This is a genomic window from Streptomyces sp. SD15 (assembly GCF_054462255.1).
Window position 1 is genome coordinate 195,229 of record NZ_JBTLMO010000007.1, and the last position, 17,601, is coordinate 212,829.

At 65.2% G+C, this 17,601-nt stretch carries 11 protein-coding genes and 2 pseudogenes; 6 read left to right on the forward strand and 7 right to left on the reverse strand.

The features are described from left to right. The first annotated feature begins 15 nt into the window (after positions 1–15). The 3 genes and pseudogenes from ACX28W_RS09875 to ACX28W_RS09885 form a co-directional block, all read left to right on the forward strand. Positions 16–1,287: a helix-turn-helix domain-containing protein gene (locus ACX28W_RS09875; RefSeq protein ID WP_458998448.1), complete on the forward strand. Its 1,272-nt coding sequence runs from the start codon at positions 16–18 to the stop codon at positions 1,285–1,287. 193 nt (positions 1,288–1,480) lie between these two features. Then, positions 1,481–1,789 (forward strand): DUF6415 family natural product biosynthesis protein, encoded by a 309-nt coding sequence (locus ACX28W_RS09880; RefSeq protein WP_458998450.1) that lies wholly within the window; start codon positions 1,481–1,483, stop codon positions 1,787–1,789. A 318-nt stretch (positions 1,790–2,107) separates the two neighbouring features. Next, positions 2,108–2,299, forward strand: a pseudogene (locus tag ACX28W_RS09885) (transposase); the annotation flags it as partial. A gap of 256 nt (positions 2,300–2,555) precedes the next feature. Here ACX28W_RS09885 and ACX28W_RS09890 read toward each other — a convergent pair. The 4 genes from ACX28W_RS09890 to ACX28W_RS09905 form a co-directional block, all read right to left on the reverse strand. Next, positions 2,556–2,990: a hypothetical protein gene (locus ACX28W_RS09890; RefSeq protein WP_458998452.1), complete on the reverse strand. Its 435-nt coding sequence runs from the start codon at positions 2,988–2,990 to the stop codon at positions 2,556–2,558. Then, positions 2,987–3,241, reverse strand: coding sequence for a hypothetical protein (locus tag ACX28W_RS09895; protein WP_458998454.1), 255 nt, complete (start codon positions 3,239–3,241; stop codon positions 2,987–2,989). Before ACX28W_RS09895 ends, ACX28W_RS09890 begins: the two co-directional genes overlap by 4 nt. Positions 3,242–3,375: 134 nt before the next feature. After that, positions 3,376–3,720, reverse strand: a complete 345-nt coding sequence (locus ACX28W_RS09900) for an ankyrin repeat domain-containing protein (RefSeq protein WP_458998456.1) — start codon at positions 3,718–3,720, stop codon at positions 3,376–3,378. A 109-nt stretch (positions 3,721–3,829) separates the two neighbouring features. After that, positions 3,830–4,117 (reverse strand): deaminase domain-containing protein, encoded by a 288-nt coding sequence (locus ACX28W_RS09905; RefSeq protein ID WP_458998553.1) that lies wholly within the window; start codon positions 4,115–4,117, stop codon positions 3,830–3,832. Between the two features lie 554 nt (positions 4,118–4,671). Between ACX28W_RS09905 and ACX28W_RS09910 the strand changes: the two are divergent. The 3 genes and pseudogenes from ACX28W_RS09910 to ACX28W_RS09920 all read left to right on the forward strand — a co-directional run. Beyond that, a pseudogene (locus ACX28W_RS09910) lies at positions 4,672–5,175 on the forward strand (replication initiator); the annotation flags it as partial. Beyond that, positions 5,175–5,399: a helix-turn-helix domain-containing protein gene (locus ACX28W_RS09915; RefSeq protein WP_458998458.1), complete on the forward strand. Its 225-nt coding sequence runs from the start codon at positions 5,175–5,177 to the stop codon at positions 5,397–5,399. The pseudogene ACX28W_RS09910 and the gene ACX28W_RS09915, both read left to right, overlap by 1 nt. A 99-nt stretch (positions 5,400–5,498) precedes the next feature. Further along, complete coding sequence (locus ACX28W_RS09920) at positions 5,499–6,665, forward strand: tyrosine-type recombinase/integrase (protein WP_458998460.1); 1,167 nt, start codon at positions 5,499–5,501, stop codon at positions 6,663–6,665. Positions 6,666–6,820: 155 nt separating this feature from the next. Here the strand turns inward: ACX28W_RS09920 and ACX28W_RS09925 are convergent, their stop codons facing one another. The 3 genes from ACX28W_RS09925 to ACX28W_RS09935 form a co-directional block, all read right to left on the reverse strand. Then, positions 6,821–7,330, reverse strand: a complete 510-nt coding sequence (locus ACX28W_RS09925; RefSeq protein WP_458998462.1) for a DUF5958 family protein — start codon at positions 7,328–7,330, stop codon at positions 6,821–6,823. Beyond that, positions 7,212–13,757 carry an RHS repeat-associated core domain-containing protein gene (locus ACX28W_RS09930; RefSeq protein WP_458998464.1) on the reverse strand — a complete coding sequence of 2,182 codons (6,546 nt, stop codon included), beginning with the start codon at positions 13,755–13,757 and terminating at the stop codon, positions 7,212–7,214. The genes ACX28W_RS09925 and ACX28W_RS09930 overlap by 119 nt, the downstream gene beginning before the upstream one ends. Positions 13,758–13,906: 149 nt before the next feature. Beyond that, entirely contained in the window at positions 13,907–17,524 is a 3,618-nt protein-coding gene (locus ACX28W_RS09935; RefSeq protein ID WP_458998555.1) for a laminin G domain-containing protein, read from the reverse strand. Positions 17,525–17,601 lie beyond the last annotated feature (77 nt).

The window sequence follows — 17,601 nt, forward strand, 5'->3', positions numbered from 1 at the left end:
CATACCCTGAAAGTGATGAAGCTGCGCGAGGAGGGCAAGGCCGTGAAGTCTTCTGACGCTACTCCAGACCCGTATGGCGATCCGCTGGTGTTCGGCCAGCGACTTCAGATCTTGCGCACACGCAAGGGGATGACCCGTGATCAACTGGGCGGTCTGTTGGGCAAGTCCGCGTCGTGGGTCAAAGGCGTCGAGACCGGACGCCTGAAGACACCGAAGCTCGACATGATCCTCCGTATCGCCGAACTCCTGCGTCTCCGAAATCTGTCCGACCTCACCGGAGACCAGACCGTGCACGTCGACCTCTTCGCCGGCCCGGGCCATCCGCGCCTCAGCGCGGTCAGGGCCGCCGTCGACGCCTTCCCTCTCACCACGCAACGCAAGGCTCCCCCGGCTGCCCATCTGTCCGCGCGGCTGGCGCGTGCATGGGCGGCGCGCCACTCCGCGCCGAACCATCGTGAGGTCATCGGTGCGCTGCTGCCAGACCTGATCCGGGACGCCCAGCTCGCCGTACGCCAAGCCGAGCGCGCCCCAGAACGCCGGGCAGCCCAAGCCGCGCTCGCCGAGGTCTACTCGCTGTCTCAATTCTTCGTGGCGTACCAACCGGACGCCGCCCTGCTGTGGCGTGTTGCCGAGCGGGGGCTCGTCGCCGCGCAGGAGAGCGAGGACCCGCACGCCATCGGTGTGGCCGCGTGGCTGACCACTCAGGCGCATCGCGACGCGGGACATGCTCACTTCGACGCCGCCGACGCGGTGAACCTCCAGACGCTGGCCTATCTCGAACCGATGCTGCCGGACGCGTCAGACGCCGTCCTCGCCATCGCGGGCGCGCTCACCTTCGAGGCCGGATACACAGCCGCTCGGCGCGGCGAGACCGGCACGGCTTGGCGCTACTGGGACCAGGCGCGCGCCATGGCCGATCACCTGCCCGCGGACTACTACCATCCCGTGACGTCGTTCTCACGCGCCATCATGGGCGCGCACGCTGTCACGGTCGCCGTCGAGTTGCATCAGGGCAGCGAGTCAGTGCGCCAGGCCGCCGCCGCCACGATTCCCTCCCGGCCGCGCCGGGCCCGGCACCGCATCGAAGAGGCTCGCGGCTACCACCTCGACGCACAGCCGGACGCGGCACTGGCCACGCTGAGCCAGGCGCATGAGGCCGCTCCGGAGACGATCAGGTACAACGGCTACGCGAAGCGGATCGTGCTGGAAGAAGCCGAGTCCAAGAGTCCGGCCCGGCGCCGTCGCGCATCCGAACTCGCCGTGAAGCTAGGCCTCTTGGCTGCATGACGGTAGGGGCACAATGTGTGCCCCTACAGCGCTCTCGGTGTACCTACGGTCATGGCTGCAAGAAGACCCCGGCGACCGCTGACACGGCCCCGGGGCGTGGCCAACGCTGCTGAGGAGCGTCAACATGCGACACGCTACAACCCACCCGCCAGCTACCGAAGACCGGGATTCCCGCCCGTTGGACGTGACGACAATGCGCGCCGGCGCAAGCCGTCTGCTCGCGCCGGACGCAGAGCCGCCTGACTTCGACGAGCTGGAAACGCTGACGCTCCGGCTCCGTGGACACATCATGGTCGCCATCCCCGAAGTCGAGGGTGCCGCGCAGAAGCTCCCCGAGGACGACGTGCCCCGCGCGTGCGCACTCGCCTGCGTCGGCGAGGCCCGTACGCGACTCGGCCTCAAGCCTGGCCACGGGTTGCCCGCAGGAATCGCGCACGCACAGCGACTCGCCCGATCCCTGAACGCCCTGTGCGACCACTACGAGAACCTCGACGGCGAGTGACCGCGCCCCCGCACGTGCGTCGCCGCCTCGATGGGCTGCTCGCCGACAAGGCGGGCGCCACCGCAGTCACAGGCGACCGACTCGAGGCCCGGCTGGATGGTGTGGAAACACCAGGCGCACGCGCACCTCGCACACCCCGACACTCGCCTGCTTGCCTTGACCTACAACGATCGGCTGCTCAGTTGACAACCTGAGCCGCCGATCTGGCGTATTACTCAGAGCTGCAATACCGACGGAACCTTCTCTGGGTTTCCGTAGGTCAGAACTCTACGTAGTCCACCGCGCAGGCTCTCCATATCAGACTCCGGCGCGATATAGCCGATGCTCGCGCTGACCGGCAAGGCCCGCCGCTGGCAACCCAGGAAGCTCCGCTTCCGCCTGTTCTCCGCCGCCGCCCAACTCGTCACCACCGGCCGCCGCCGCTGGCTCCGCATACCCGCACGATGGCCGTGGACCACCGTCATCAGCCACACGATCGACCGGCTCCATGCACTGCCGAACCCCGGCTGACCAGCCACATCGACCGTCCCGACAACCCGCACCACCACACCGGGAAAGTGGAACCCGGCGCCCACCCGACGCGAGAGCCGGGCCCTCAACCTGCCCCAGCCCCGAAAAGACCGCACCACACAAACGCAGAGTCCCCGTCAGCAAACCGACGAGGACTCATGAACGATCGAGGCTCACGGTCCCCGTCGGAGACGGCCAAAGGCAGAGCGACACGCATACGCCATTCAACCGCACCCGACGCCACTGTCCAAGAACTTCATTCACACGACATTAGATTCAGCCTCGGTAGTTTTTGCGGATTTCCGTATGTGAGGACGCGATGGAGTCCGGCCCTCAGCTCATTGAAGTCAGCCTTCGACGCAATCCCCAACGGAATGAGATTGGAGGGCAAGCTCAGCACCTTAACGGCTTCGTCGTCAAAGCTTAGAGTCAGGAGGCCAGGCAATAGAGATACTCCTTTAAGGCCGCCATAGTGAACACCTCCACTCTCATTTACGACACAGTAGCTATCCGTTCCATTCCTGACATTCTGCTCGTCCGGTTGCTCGTCCAGAAAACGCTGGAGGTCAAAGTAGTAACCGTTCGCCGCCGCGTCGTCTCCGTCACCAATGAAGACCGAGAAAGTCACACCGGGAACTTCTTCCCCGACCACCAGTGCCGCGATCTCCCAATAGGGGGAAATGCCACTCATCCACTCCAACTCCATTCCTTACCGCTGTTCTTGTACACAAAGGTCACTCCCATTTCCTGTGCCGCTTTCTGCATCTTTCCTTGACAGGAGGGGCACGGAGGGTTCAGCCCGTGAATGGTAACCGTGTCGCCTCGGTTGATGGGTGCCAGCTTCGAGTAGGGACCGCCGTTGATATCCATGCTGGTGGCCCCAGACATCCGGATGACACGGGCTTCGGTGTGGCTCGAAGACTGACTCTCTCCAGGGGTCATACTGCCGCTTTTTAGTTAGAGTCACCCCATTTCGCAACCAGCCTGGATTGCCGTGTCAGCCTCATAGTCAATCGCATGAGCCAACAGGGTCATTCCGCAACAGACTTCATTTGGATCAATTACTAGGTGGCGCCCTATTTACTAGTTTCATTACTGATGCCATTCCACCGCAGCCAGGCTTCAAACAGTTCTACTGCTAGCCAATGGCCGTTCACAAACGCCATATGGTGAGCCGACACGCCCCCTCCCCCATGTGAACGCCGCACAGGATCAGCACCTTTGGAGAGGAGTAGTGCAGTGGCGTCAACATGCAGGGGGTCACCCGTTTGCACATGCCCCTCTATCTCTCCATCAATAGCAGCATGAAGCAACGTAAATCCGTTGGTTTCTTCATGAACATCCCACCCGGCGTCCAGCAATCTCCGCAACTCCGGAAGGTCATCCTGCTCAAGGGCCAGCCTGGCCGGAGACATCTCCATCGCACTACTCCAGATTTCAGGTCAATTTTATTGACAGCCTAGCATGGCGACAATTACCCAGGCTCTGCCCGCCCGACGCAGGCGGACAGAGCCTGGGTAATGAATAATGTCACCCCTCGGTCACAACGATCCTAATGTTCGGGTAGTCACTCTGGAACGATCTCATTACACCGTCACACGAGTCGCACATGACCCTTTGAGAATGGAGCCCAATCGTCCCCGATGCGTAATCATTGGGTGGCCCTAGCTTGTCAGCAAGATAGTTGAAAATCTTCTGCTCGGAGTCAGAAGCCCGACCAACAGGTACGTATCGCTGCGGATATCCACCCACAGCATCAAGAGGGCTCGGAACCATCCCCTTTCGTGCTTCTCGACCGCTCGTTGCGACGAGGACCATGGGGCTGAGCCCTCTGACATCGACCGTGGCCGCAGCTACGTTCACCGCCTTCTTTATCCGACCAGTGGCCAGAAGAGCATCGACCACCGTCTTGGGATCAATTCCACGAACGTGACGCGCGCTTTTCCACGCTGTCTGAAGGCTGTCGAACTGCTTTCCCAGCTTGCCAAAGTCCCCAATGGGCAGGAGTCCGGAAGTACGCCACCAAGTCCGCCGACGCCTCCGGCGCCCTTGACCGCGCCCTGTTCTGCCGCCCCTGCCAGGGACGCGGCGCCACTGTCCTACCCCAAGGGACGCCGCTCCCGTGCACCGCCTGCGGCGGCACCGGGCAGGCCCGGCCGCTGCCCCGGCTCGCCGTCACCCGCCACGTCCGGCAGATGATCCGCACCTGCTGGGAGCTGGGCAATGCGTCGGCCGGCTTGCCGAGGAAGGCCTTGTCGTCGGGCCAGGTGGTCGCCTTCGTACCGCGCGATGCACCGAAGGGCGTGCTGTAGCGCTTCGTGATCGCGTACGTGCTCGCGTCCCAGGCAACGTTCGACGTGCCGTGGTGGTCCGTACGCGAGATCACGGCCTTCGGCACCGACGCCGAATTCACCGACCAGGCCGTGGCCGCCTACGTGGCGAATCGACGGCACTGACGCACGTCGGCGCTCGCGCGCGGCATGTAGTTGGATCCCGATACTAGGGGGCGGCTGCGACGCCTACGATGTCAAGCGCTCAGCCGACGACGGAGACAAACTCGGTTTAAGCTGCCGGAGTTCTCCCACCTCAAGCTCTGGAAGTGGGCACACATGCTCGGCTTCCGGGGCCACTTCTCCACCAAGTCCCGCAGCTGCTTCACCACCCTCGGCGCGCTGCGCGACGCCCGCCGCGCCTGGCGCACCGAACAGGCCCGCACCCACGCCGGACTGCCTGACATCGACCCGACCACCACTCTCGTCGTCGGGCACTGGGCCTACCACGGCTCGGGCTACAGCCCCGGCGCCGGAGTCCTCGCCGCCCACGTTTGGCACCGCAAAGAACTGGAACGGCAGTTCGCGGCCGAAGGGGGCTGCTGATGGCCTCGGCCCCTCTCGCCGTCCTCCACTCGGAAGCGGCACCGGTGCTGGATCTGCTCACGGTGCCGCAGGTGATGGCCCGTCTCCAGCTCGGCCGCTCGGCCGTCTACGACCTGCTCCGCTCCGGCCAGCTCGCCTCGATCACCCTCGGCCGCGCCCGCCGCATCCCCACCCACGCGCTCACCGACTTCATCCGCACCCGCCTCGAACAGGAAGCTTCCTAATGACACCCCGCCCCGCTCCGTCCCGCCGCTCCCGCACCCGCGAACGGAGACGGAACCGTCTACCAGCGCAAGGACGGACGCTGGGAAGCCGCCGTATACGTGCTGGCCCCCGGCAACACCCGCAAGCGCATCCGCGTCTACGGCACCACCCGCAAAGACGCGCTGTCCAAGCTCCCCGAGAAGATCGCCGCCAGCAACCGCGGCCTTCCCATCGCTGCGACCGACAGCACCGTGGGTGCCTACGTGACGTACTGGCTGGACAACGTCGCCGTCCATCACCTCCGGGAGAACACCCACACCCGCTACGCCGCCTGCATCCGCCTCCATCTCATCCCCGAACTCGGCGTCAAGAAGCTCGCCCGGCTCACCGCCCGCGACGTGCGCACCTTCCTTGACCGGCTCCGCACCACGTGCCAGTGCTGCGCCCAGGACCAGGACGCGAACCGACGGCTCTGCTGCGCCATCGACCAGTGCTGCGGCAAGTCGCTGTCGCCGTTGACCGTGACGTACGTTCACGCGGTCCTCAAGTCCGCCCTGGAGCACGCCGTCCGCGAGGACGAACTACCGCGCAACGTCGCCCGGAACGTCAAGACCGCCGCGCCCCGACCCAGACGCTTCCAGCCCCTCACGGCGGCCGAGGCCCGACAATTCCTGCAGACGGCCAGCCGTGACCGGCTGCACGCCCTGTACGAACTCGCCCTGCGCACCGGACTCCGCAAGGGCGAACTCCTCGGCCTCCACTGGGAAGACCTCGACCTCGACGGCGGCACCGCCACCATCCACCGCTCCCGCACTGGCGGCCTGACCACCCTGCACACCAAGACCCGCGCCTCCGAACGCCGCATCGCCCTCCCCACCGAATGCGTCCACTCCCTCAAGAACTACCAGGAACGCCAGCAGGAGGAACGTCGAGTCGCCGGGACTGCCTGGTCAGACAGCGGGCTCGTCTTCACCACCCCGACCGGCGGCCCTCTCGACCCCGCCAACCTCACCCGCCGCTTCGGCCGACTCCTCAACCGGGCCGGACTCCGCCGCATCCGCTTCCACGACCTCCGACACTCGACCGCGACCCTGCTCCTGGAACAGGGCGTCGACCTCGTCGTCATCAAAGAACTTCTTGGCCACGCCCACATCGGCGTCACCGCCGGCGTCTACGCCCACGTACGAATCCGCCTCCAACGCCAAGCCATCGACACCCTCAACGACGTACTCGGCACGGGCAACGACGACCGAGGAGACCCGCCCTCCACGACAACCATCCGCTGACGTTGCCGTCACCGTTGCCGTCAAACGACCGGGAGCCCCCACCAGGCACGCGCCTGGTGGGGGCTCCCATTTTGTACGCCGCCCCGAATTCAGGTAGACGTGGTGACCGGTACTTGATGGCGCTGCCGAGAGGCCGCAAGGCCCGCCGATCACTCCTACGTCAGGTTATGCCAAGCGTGGCTGCAACTTCCTCGACACTCCAGCTCTCTCCGCCGCGTATCCGCCACGACGAAAGTGGAAAGGAGAACACGAAACGCCTTCACATACTCAGCTTCAGGAAGATTAATAATTTTTCCCATTTGCTGGAGTAGCGGTTCCCTGACAATCAGAACAGCGGGATTTGCTGTCGGCTTCACTCCGGATCGCAAAACGCCCTCTCGGCCGTCCTCCGCCGTTGCGTGGGCCTGCATGGAGTAGCGAACCACTTCATGCAGTACCGCCTTTTGCTCGACCTGCTCCAGAGAAGAGAACCAGCTCACCCCCTCCTCCCAGTCAAGGAGTCCCTGGGCAACCTCGTTGATGATTCGTTCCGACGGTTTCAATTGATCACCGACTCCGGGGCTCGAATATGACATAGGGCTTACTCGGGTCCAATTCTGCATAGTCCGGACGACTTGGATTGTAGTTCTGCCAGAAGTCGCGCCCTCGGCCACTTCCTTCGCCATCCCCGGTCCCCCTTGGCAGGGAGCTCTGCTGACTATGCCGGGACCTCGACGGGCCAGACAAAATGTAATCCCAGTCCGATGCCGAGTTGGCGCTACCGTTCGCGCGGCTTCCAACTACGATGACCGGCTGCCCGGCCTTATCGGCAGCATTTTGGATACGCCGCGCGTCGTTCGGACTGATCCCGGCTTGTGATGCAGTTCTGAACCCCGGCGCGCGAAATCGAGGGCCTCCGGGCTTACCAGCATTCACAGATCCCGGGCGATGAGAAAAAATCGCCGCGAGAGCACTCGGAACCTGATACGCGTCGCTAGAAGTGTCATAGCCATAGCCAGCCACCCAGTTGTCGAACTGAGCGCCATAGTCGCAGCCCGGCGATCCGGGCCCACCGTTTCCTCGGCAGTCACCGTCGAAGATCCAGCCAGCGTATTCGGCCATATGCGGGGCGTTGCTTACTAGACCGTAGAACGATTCCCCAACGTCAGAGCAGAAGCTCGCAAAGAATCCCCACGATCCGCACCCCCCGGAATCTCCGGGGCCGGTTTTCGGACCGCCGCCACCACCACTGCTGGTGTGACCGGAACTGCCCGTGTGGGATGTTCCGCCACCGCCGCCACCGCCACCTCCAGAGGTCCCACATGCATCGGTCAACACGTAGTAGCAACCGCTACCGCCCACACCGCCGCTACCGCCCGGCTTGGTGGTGACGCCGCCGCAGGGGTCCGTGAGGACGAAGTAGCAGCCGGTGCCGTTCGAGCCACCGCTACCGCCCTGGTCAACGGGGTACTGCAGACCCGTGGGGTCGGATTGGGTTACGGGACTGTTTCCTGCGTAGCTATAGCCGTTGACCGACTGGTGCTGATCGATCGAGAGGATCGGGTCGACGCTGATGAACTGGCCGATTCCGGGGTCGTATTCGCGAGCGCCGACGTGCGTCAGTGCCGTCGATGCGTCGGCCGGCTTGCCGAGGAAGGCCTTGTCGTCGGGCCAGTTCGTCGCCTTCGTGCCCCGCGATCCGCCGAACGGCGTGCTGTAGCGCTTCGTGATCGCGTACGTACTCGCATCCCAGGCGACGTTCGATGTGCCGTGATGGTCCGCGGCAAGGAAGCTGAGCTTCGTGCCCGTGGTGCCCAAGACCGCGGTACGGCAGGCGATGGTCTGGCCGTTGGCCGCGTAGTACCGCGTGCCCGACAGGGTCTTCGTCGTCCCCTTGACCGTCAGCCGGACCTCGGTGCCACCGCCCAAGTAGAGGACTGTGTCCCCGTCGCCCTTGGCACGCCGAATCAGCAGTTCGCCGCCTGCGTCGTAGAGGTAGCTGGTCTCCTTCGTGTTCTCGGTGAGCCCCGCGAGCTTGCCCTCGGTGTTCCAGGCCAGCGTCTGCTGGGCTGTGGGGCCGGGGCGGGAGGTGGTGTTGCCCGTGCTGTCGTAGACGTAGTTGCCGGTCGTGGCGCCCGTCGTCTTGTCCAGCGTGTGGGGCTTGTTGTCCGTGGTGTCGTCGTACTTGTACGTGGTGGTCTTGTCACCCGATGACGTGTGCTGCGTCTCCGTCTGACGCTGACCGCCGCCGTTGTACGTGTACGACGTCCAGTACGGCGCCGCGCCGTCGATGTTGGTCATCGTGCGACCCGTCGCGGCACAGTCAGCGGTCTTGGGCGTCCAGGCCTCGGTCATGCGGCGGTAGCCGTCGTAGGCGAAGCACTGGTAGTCGGCCTTGGCGGTGCCGCCCTGGGTGGTGGTGTCGAAGATGGACGTGACGTTGCCCGCGTCGTCCTGGGTGAAGTTCAGGTCCTGGAGCGGGTAGCTGTGGACATCGTCCGTGACCTGGGCTCGGGTGAGGCGGCGGGTGCCGTCTTCGTAGAGCCACGTGGCGTAGGCCTTCTTCGCCGAACTGCTGCCGTCCATGCCCAGGGTGAGCTGGCGCAGGTCGCCCTGCGGGGAGAATTCCGCTCCCTGGAGGTAGCCCGTGGTTCCCTTCGAGGTGAGCTGCTGGCCGGTGGCGTTATAGGTGTAGGAGACCGTCTCCGCCGCGAGGCCGGCCACCGCCGGTGCGCTGGACTGGCTAACAGTGCCGTCCAGGTTGTAACCAGTAGTGAACGACAGGACCTTCGGTATGTCTGCGGTGAAATCGGTGTCGGGCAGGAGCAGCTGACTTCCGGTGACCTGGTAGAGGTTGTCGTACGACGTAACCTTCTGGGTGTACGCCTTGCCTGCGACCCCGCCGTCATAGCGCGTGGCGGTGTCTTGCTGGCCCTTGGCCAGGGCGTCGAAGCCCCAGGCCGCCAGCTTGTTGGCATCCGTCTTGTCGGTCTGCCACATGCCGGTCCTGCGGCCGAGATCGTCGTACTCATACAGCAGTGTGTTGTTCGACTTGTTGGCGTTGACGGTCTTCGTGACCTGGTCGAGAACGTTGTACTCGGTGGTAGCCCTGCCCTTGTCCGGATCTGCGGCCGCTGTCTGGCGTCCGAACAGGTCGTATTCGTAAGACCACTTGGACAGATCGGGGCCGGTGATCGTCTCCTGCTGGCCGGCCGGCCGGTAGGTGTAGCCGGTCGTGGTGTAGGCAGTACCGGTCGGCTTGGGGCCCGCGTACTCGCGGCGTTCCGTGGTCTGGCCCAGGGCGTTGGCGACCACCGTCGTCGCCTGACCGCCTGCCGGAGCGCTCGTGGACACCGTGTCACCGGTGTACGTGGTCTCGGTGGTCCATCGGGTCGCGCTGTGGACCTTGGTCACCGCCTTGATCGCACGCTCGGCGCCGTCGTAGGTGGTGTCCGTCTGGATCGGGGCCTGGCCCTCAGAGGTTTCCACCGGCGTGGACGCCGGCGTCGAGGTGCTGTCCCAAATGTCTGACTGCTGGGTGAACGCCAACCCGCGCGAGTCGTACAGGGCCAGGGAGATGAGCCGACCGCCCTCCGGGGTCGGGGACTGGGTCTGCCGGGTACGCAGCAGCGAGTCGTAGAAGGTGTAGCTGGTGTTGTACCCGGAGCCGTCGCCCTTGAGGGCGCCGGTGGACACCCAGGACATGGCCGAGCTTGTGATCTTGTAGTCGTAGACGTAATTCGGTGTCTTGCTCAGGGCCTTGGAGCGGTTGGGCAGCCACACCTTGGTGACGCGCCCGAGACTGTCGTACTCGGATTCCGTGACCTTGCTGTTGGGGTCCGTGGACTTCACCGTCGCACCGGTGGCGAAGTCCACAGCGGTGGTGGTCTTGTACCCCTTGAAATTGCTGGCGCTGGTGGCGGTCAGCGGTCCGCCGTCGGTCGGAACGTAGGTGGTGTCGGCGACGAGCTTGTCATTGGTGTCCTTGACCACGCGCAAGCGGCCCAGGCTGTCGTATGTACTCGTGGCGGTCTTCTGCCAGGTCGGAGCGTCGTCGCTGCCGTAGCCCTTGGCCCGGCCCGTCCACACCGCGTCGCCCGTTGTCGGCTTCTGGCTCGCGGACCAGGATGTGGCCGCGGTGTCGTCATAGATCGTGGCCGTGTCGGCAATGGCGTCGCCCGGACGCGACGAGTCCGCGGGCAGGTCGAGCGCCGAGTCGGCGGTACCACAGGTCTTGGCGACGGTACGGGTCCGGGAGACAAGGGAGTTGAGACCCTTGTCGTCGTTGCGGGCATACCAGGTGCGGGTGCACTTCTCGTCGCCACTGACCGCGTCGTCGCCCTGGTCCTCGACGGTGTCGGCCATGCCGTAGTCGTCGTAGGTGGTCTTCACCGTGCGCACCCGGTCGTACGGGGCGACCTTGCTGGTGATGTTCGTACGGGCGTGAGTGGCCCCCGTGCGCACGTAGTACGCCTCGGTGTCCGCGTACGACTTGTGCTGGGTCGCCGTCCGCTTCGACCAGGGGTCGCTGACCGCACCCGAGACCTCGGTGTCACCGTCATAGGTGGCCGATTCGCGGGTGAATCCCGCGTACTGGTCCGAGTCGGTGATGTCGGCGGCTTTGATGCCAGAGACCTTCACAGTCTTACGGGCGTCCGCGTCCGGAGTCTTCCCGTCCGAGCCCAGGACACGGTCACCGTTCATGCCACGCATGTACACGGTGACGGTCTTGCTCTGCGTGCGCCCGGAGATGCCGGTGAGGTGGGTGACCTTGCCGTAGCCGCGCCAGATGGACCAGGTGCGCTCCTTGGCCGGCGTCATCGGGTCCTCGTTGTAGTGCCAGGCGCCGCCACCGGAGTACTGGTAAGCGTGCTGCACGTCCTCGGAGCCGCCGTAGGTATCCGTGGAGGAAACCGCCGTGACCGGATACTTCTGGAACCAGTCGAGGATCGGGTCCTTCTCCCCGTTGGGGGACCAGTAGACGGGGTAACAGCGCTTGGTGTTCTCGTCGACCTTGGGCATGGTCTGACCCGCGACACAGTCGGCGTCCGCGTAGGTGACGATGGTCTTCGCGCCGGTCTCGGAGGTGACGGTCTTCAGCCGCGGCCTGTTGAGCGGCAGGATGTCGTCGGCCGCACCGTCGACGCGGTTGGGACGCATCTCGTGAGTGAACCTGACGGGGTCCAGAGAGAGATCGGTCCCGCGCTTACCAGTGTGCTTGATCTCATCGAGCCACAGCGACTGGTCGGTGGAGTCACCCGTGTCACCCGGGTCCAGGTACAACTGCTTGAGCGCCCAGACATCCACCGCCTCGAAGGCCGGCGTCGAGGCAGCCGCGTTCCAAGCGGAGGTGGTGATGGTGGTCAAACGCTTACGCGTGAAGAACGACGGGCCGACGTTGCCGGTGCACTTGTCGTCGTCCTTGCAGATGGTGTCGAACGGTACGTCGGGCCAGTTGTCCCGAGTGTCCGTCGTCAGCGCGTCGCAGCCGGTCCCGGAGGCCAGGCAGCGCTCGGAGTACGAGAACACGACCTTGTCGGACGCGGCGGGCGAGCCGGAGAACAGCGCGCTGGCGCGCTGGCCGTAGCGGATCTCCTTCAGATAGCCACCGCGGACGTAATCGGTGCCTGTGTTGTCGTCGCCGAGCTTGTCGTAGTTATTGTGCTCGGCCGTGTACCAGTACGACATCGCGTTGCCGTGGGTGTCCTCGACATAGTCGAGGTTCCAGCGCCAGGCCTGCTTCTTGTCCCGGCCGGAGAAGCTGGTGCCGTCGGAGTACCCGGGCTCCCCCTCGTCGTCCCCGAACACCGGTACGGTCCACACCGACTCGGTGCGGTCGTCGGCGCCCGCGCCATCGAGCTTGTTCAGGCCGAAGACGTACTTCGTGCCATCACCCGTGACGACCGTCCAGTACTCGCCGTTGTCGTCACCGTTGTCCGCGCTGGTGGAACGGGTGACCGTGGAGGCGTCGTCGTTCTTCAGCCGCCACTTGCCCGTGGTGTCGTCCTTGACCAGCTCAGTCGCCTTGCCGTTCAGGACCAAGGACGCGTTGTCGTACTTCCAGCACAGGTCGTACTTCTCGCTCTGCCCGTCGTCGTCGCACGAGCCGTACTTGCGCTCGATGAAGGACGAGGTCAGATCGAAACCCTCACCGATCTGGCTGCCCTGGTTGTTCGTGTTCGCGGTACGCCCGTCGACACTGCCGGAGTCGTACGAGATGGACAGGGCGGGCTCGGCTCCCGCTGCGGCGGGCGGCACTCGCAGCGGATACGACCACGTGAACGTGCCCGACGACCCCCCTGCCTCCCAGGTCGACGAAGCAGACAGCGGGGTCGCCTTGTAGTCACCGCTGCCCGACTTGGCGCCAGCTCCGGCCGCAAGAGCCACCATCATGGGTGCGCCGTTGGACGCGAGACTCAGCGGTGCCGAGATGCGGGCGTTCGCACGGTCGTTGCTGGAGTCGAGGCCGGTAGGCTTGCGGCACCCCGCCTTGGACGGATCGTCCAAGGCGCAGTCCGGCAGCCGAGAGAGTTGCAAGCGTCCGGCCCAGTCGCCGCCATAGGCAGAGGCAAAGGCCGAATAATCCAGGCCGAGGCGGGCCTTTCCGCCGCCTTTGGGGCCGGTGACTTTGAGGACCACACCCTTAACACCGAGCGACTGCGCCGCCTTCTGGTCCAGAACCTGCACCGTCAGAGACGTGGCCGCCTTGCCCTTGCCGGGCCTGGCCACCGTGACGGGCAGAGCACCCGGGGCCGCCTTGGCGGTGCCCTTCGCCGGAACCTTCAGGGACGTCCTGCCCGACGTGGGCCAAATGGTCCGCTGCTGCTGGTCATGGCGGGCTCGCGCTGACGCGGACTGATCCGCCTCGGCGGACTTCTTCACCGTGGCAGCGGCCCTTTTGTTCACCTCGGCCGTGAACGGACTGACCTTGGCTGCGCGTGGCGCCTTCAGTCCGGGGTTGCCCAGGGGATCAGCTTCCGCCGCGAAGGCAACGGGGGTGAGAAGGCCAGGAAGCAGGGCCAGGCCGCTAGCCGCAGCTATGTGGCGGGGCCAGCGTCTTCTGGTCCCGCCACCACGGCCCGATCCGGGCCGTGGCATGCCGAAGAGGTTCATGTGACTTCTTCCTACGCTCGGGCAGCCTCGTGCCCAGCGCATGCCGTTGAGTTGGGTGAGAGAAAAAAGAAGAGGGGCAGCGCACGCGCCACCGCCGCCAGGCGGCCGCGCTCACAGCGCGGGCCGCCCAGCTGTGGACGACAGGGGGCTCAGATGTTGTCGGGCGTGGCCAGGACCTGGGAGCGGACCTGATCGGCGGACATTGCCCCGGTCCAGATCCTCAGGTCCTGCAGACCACCGGGCAGATAGTTGCCCGTGCTACCGCCTGCGGTGCCGCGGCCGAGACTCAGCTCGCCGCTCCCTTGCTGCGGGGTGGTGAATCCAGCAACCCCCTCGGACGGCTGGTCGTACTCTCCGACATACATGTGGAGCTTTCCGTAGCGGGTTTCGGTGTTGGAGCCGTCGGACGGATCCGTCCATTCCCAGGACTCCTGGGCATCGAAGACACCCGTGAGCTGAACCCACGTGCCCGTCGCGGCCACATCCGCTGCTGGCACCTCCGCGCTCTGGGTGACCTTTCCGTCAGAGCCGACCGCGGTGCGCGTGAACTTCCACTGGTAGACACCGTCTGCGGGCTTGACCACCCAAAGGGCCCAGGACGACTCTCCACCCATGCGCTGCCCGGCGACCTGCGCTTGGTAGCCGACCGGCTTGGTGTTGAGCTTCTCTGCGTCCAATTGGACTGTCGCCGACGCGGTGAACGAGCCGTTCTCGTCGATCACCGGACCGGTGGTAGCGGCGTATCCAGCCGTGCCGTCGAGGAACAGTGCGTTGTCCTCCTGATCCAGCGTGCCGCCGGATGCCGACAGTTTCATCGACGGCAGGGGATACGCCGTTCCCTCAGGGATCTCAGCGCCCTTGGCGGACGTGGCGTCCCACTGTGCGACGAGCTCGTTGGCAGGCACACCGTCCTGCAACACCTGCGCCTCTTCGGCGACTTCTGCCGGATCGAGGAAGCGTTGCCACACTGCGACCTCGTCCAACAGACCGAAGTGGTAGTCGCCGTACTTGCCGCCCGCCTTGGACCGGCCGAACTGCAGGCCTCCAGTGGCAGCCCACGGCGTATACGTCGAGGCCGCCTTGGACAGGACCACCGGCTGGCCCTGGGGCCTGCCGTTGACGAACAGCTGGATGGTGTCGTTGGCCGGGTCGGAGTCCGGAAGGTTGTCGTCCCCCTCCGTCTTGAACACACCCGCCAGGTGCGTCCACACGTTCAGCGGCGGGTTCTCGTTGTCCGCAAGGGAGCGGACGTACACCGGGCTGGCCAGGTCCTTGTCCGTACGGTTGAAGATCCATTTCTTGTAGGAGGCGGAGTAATACAGTGCGAAAGAGCTGCTGTCCGTTCCGGGTGCGGACAGCACCACCCGGTTGGCCGAGGCATTGGACAGCTGAACCCAGGCAGAGACCGTGAACGAGCCCTGGGTGTTGATCGCAGGAGTAGAGGTCGCCGCGTATCCGGTCTGCTGCGCCGGATCCGTGGTGTCGTCGTTCAGACGAAGCGAGTAGTCGGCGTCCCCTCGCCGGGCCCGGCTCGACCAGCCGGTCCCCGCCTCCCCCACCAACGTCGCATCGTGACGGGCCCCGCCGGTGGTCGCGGTGTCCTTGGTCGTCATCACACCCGAACCCGGTCCACCGTCGAGGCGCCAGCGGCCCACCGCGCCCTGGGCGGGCTCCACCTTGAAGAGGAATTCCTGGTAAGCGCCCCACCGGTTGTAGACGTCCTTGGCCCGTACGGACAGCACCTGGGTGCCCGACAGCGGTGGCGTCACGTTCGGCACTGTGACTTTGGTACTGCCGGTGACCGCCTTGGCGGGAGTGGACAGCAACTTCCACTCATAGGACGTGACATCGGTATGGCCAGAGCTGTCAATGTCCGCGGTGTTCGGCTGGAAAGTAAAGCTGCCTGGCACTCCCGGACCCCCCTTGCCGTCGCAAATCGTGGCGCACTCGGTGTACGGGGAGCCAGCGGTGATCCTGGGCTCCTTCGGCGCCAATGAATCGATCTTGAAGTAGCACCAGGAGGTGTACGGGGACCAGAGCTCGCCACTCTTGCCCGCGTAGGACCAGTGCGACTGAGTCCGTGCCTTGTAGCGGTACAGACCGCCTTCGGCGCGGTTGGTGATGCGGAGCTTCTCCAGCGTGCCGTCTGGGTGCCAGCCGGTATCCGGCATGTGTCCGGTCCACACCTGGTGCCAAGCGGCGTCGTCACCACGCTCTACGACGTACTCGGCCTGCAAGGCCCCTTCCTCATCACCCTTGTGGGACTCGACCTGCGTCTGGATCCGAGCCTGCATCATCGGATCCTTGCGGGTGACGATGAGAGGATCGGACGAGGACTTCTTGCAGTACCCCGTCGTACCGTTGCCTGGAATGATGCCGACATCAGTCGCAATGCCGGGTTTGTAGGCGAAGGTGACCTGTAGTTCGGCGTTGTCGTCGAACCGCTTCCAGGCGCGCGGGTCCGACTCGTCCTTGGCTCGCAACATCAGCGTGAGGCGGTTGATCTTGCCGTCGGCGAAGGAGCGGACGGTGCTCTTCAGGTTCTCGTCCGACTCGTCGGGGTTGTCGTTGAACTCGACCCACTGGTCCGGCTGGTCCGGGCTGCACAGCGAGCCGCGACCCGCCGAGACATATCGATCGCCCATCTGGTCGATCTGCTTGGGCCCCGGCCAGCCGGTGCCCTCGGAGATGTTGTCGGTCCGCTCCAGATCCACCCAGTGCGGATCACAGTTGAACGACCACGTCTCACGCGCCCGGAACGTGGCATCGAGCACGTACTTGCCGGCGAGCTTGGTCGGCGCGAACTCGAAGTACATGCGGTCGACATAGCCGCCCCCGCAGTAATAGCCGTCCGCAGTACCGCACTTGCCGACGCCCTTATCCCCGTCGAACATCCAGAACTCGTCACCGTCGGAGGAGATCTTCGTGCGCTCCGAGACACCCAGGCCGACGGACGGGTCGATATAGACCGGGTAGACCGTGTTCTCGCCGCGTAGCAATGCCAGGTCAGGGTGCACGGCAACGGCGCCGTCATCCACCTTGACCGGCAGCACGGCACTGGCGTCCCCGTCACCGGGCTGCGAGGGGTCGTCCAGCGGTGCTCCACTTGCGGATAACGCTGCACCGGACGTCATGAGCTGAGTTCGCGGGCCGGCGTCGGCGTCACCGGCGGAGTCCCACATCTGTCCCGCGGGCCCGCGGAAGACCGCGTTCCCGTCCTCGTCGACAGCCCGAAGACCGCCACCGGCACCGGGCATCAGGGTCAGCCTATCCCCCGAAGCCGCGAGCTTGACCTGCTCCAACGCGGGGTTCTGCGCCGCCTCAGCCGTCTTGACGACGAGCACTTCGCGGTAGCCCTCCGCTGTGGCCGTCAGTTGGAGATCCACCCCGTCGAACACGTTGGCATAGGTGGCCGTTGCACCATCCAGTGTCGGCTGGGGCAGCGAACCGGACCACCCCAGAGTGATCGAGCGGCCATCGTCAGCGAGGTGGAGCATCTCCGAGCCTGGACCGCCGCCGGAGAAGGACAGGTCAACCACCGCGCCGGTAGGGGCGATACGACCATCAGGCCGCCGCTCCAGCGTGGGATCGACGGTGCCCCAAGTCCCGTCGCTGTTCTTCACGCGCTGGGGCGTGGTCGACTGCGTCAGCTTGAACGAACCCTCCGGATTGGCATGCGTCGTCGAGTACTCGGTACGGTCTGCCGTCACCTCCACCGGCTCGCCGGAAGCTTTCGCCTGGGCGAGCGCGGTCGACTCGTCCACCACGCCCGGTGCCACATCTGCTGCAGCCACGGACGCAACTGCCTCCACCGGCAGCGCGGGCAGAGCCGACAACACCAACG

What these genes read in the sequence shown, in the direction of transcription:
- ACX28W_RS09895 (WP_458998454.1), bottom strand. Translation starts at nt 3,241, where the DNA reads ATGACCCCTGGAGAGAGTCAGTCTTCGAGCCACACCGAAGCCCGTGTC.
- ACX28W_RS09915 (WP_458998458.1), top strand. Translation starts at nt 5,175, where the DNA reads ATGGCCTCGGCCCCTCTCGCCGTCCTCCACTCGGAAGCGGCACCGGTG.
- ACX28W_RS09890 (WP_458998452.1), bottom strand. Translation starts at nt 2,990, where the DNA reads ATGAGTGGCATTTCCCCCTATTGGGAGATCGCGGCACTGGTGGTCGGG.
- ACX28W_RS09880 (WP_458998450.1), top strand. Translation starts at nt 1,481, where the DNA reads ATGCGCGCCGGCGCAAGCCGTCTGCTCGCGCCGGACGCAGAGCCGCCT.
- ACX28W_RS09875 (WP_458998448.1), top strand. Translation starts at nt 16, where the DNA reads ATGAAGCTGCGCGAGGAGGGCAAGGCCGTGAAGTCTTCTGACGCTACT.
- ACX28W_RS09925 (WP_458998462.1), bottom strand. Translation starts at nt 7,330, where the DNA reads ATGGCGAAGGAAGTGGCCGAGGGCGCGACTTCTGGCAGAACTACAATC.
- ACX28W_RS09930 (WP_458998464.1), bottom strand. Translation starts at nt 13,757, where the DNA reads ATGAACCTCTTCGGCATGCCACGGCCCGGATCGGGCCGTGGTGGCGGG.
- ACX28W_RS09900 (WP_458998456.1), bottom strand. Translation starts at nt 3,720, where the DNA reads ATGGAGATGTCTCCGGCCAGGCTGGCCCTTGAGCAGGATGACCTTCCG.
- ACX28W_RS09905 (WP_458998553.1), bottom strand. Translation starts at nt 4,117, where the DNA reads ATGGTCCTCGTCGCAACGAGCGGTCGAGAAGCACGAAAGGGGATGGTT.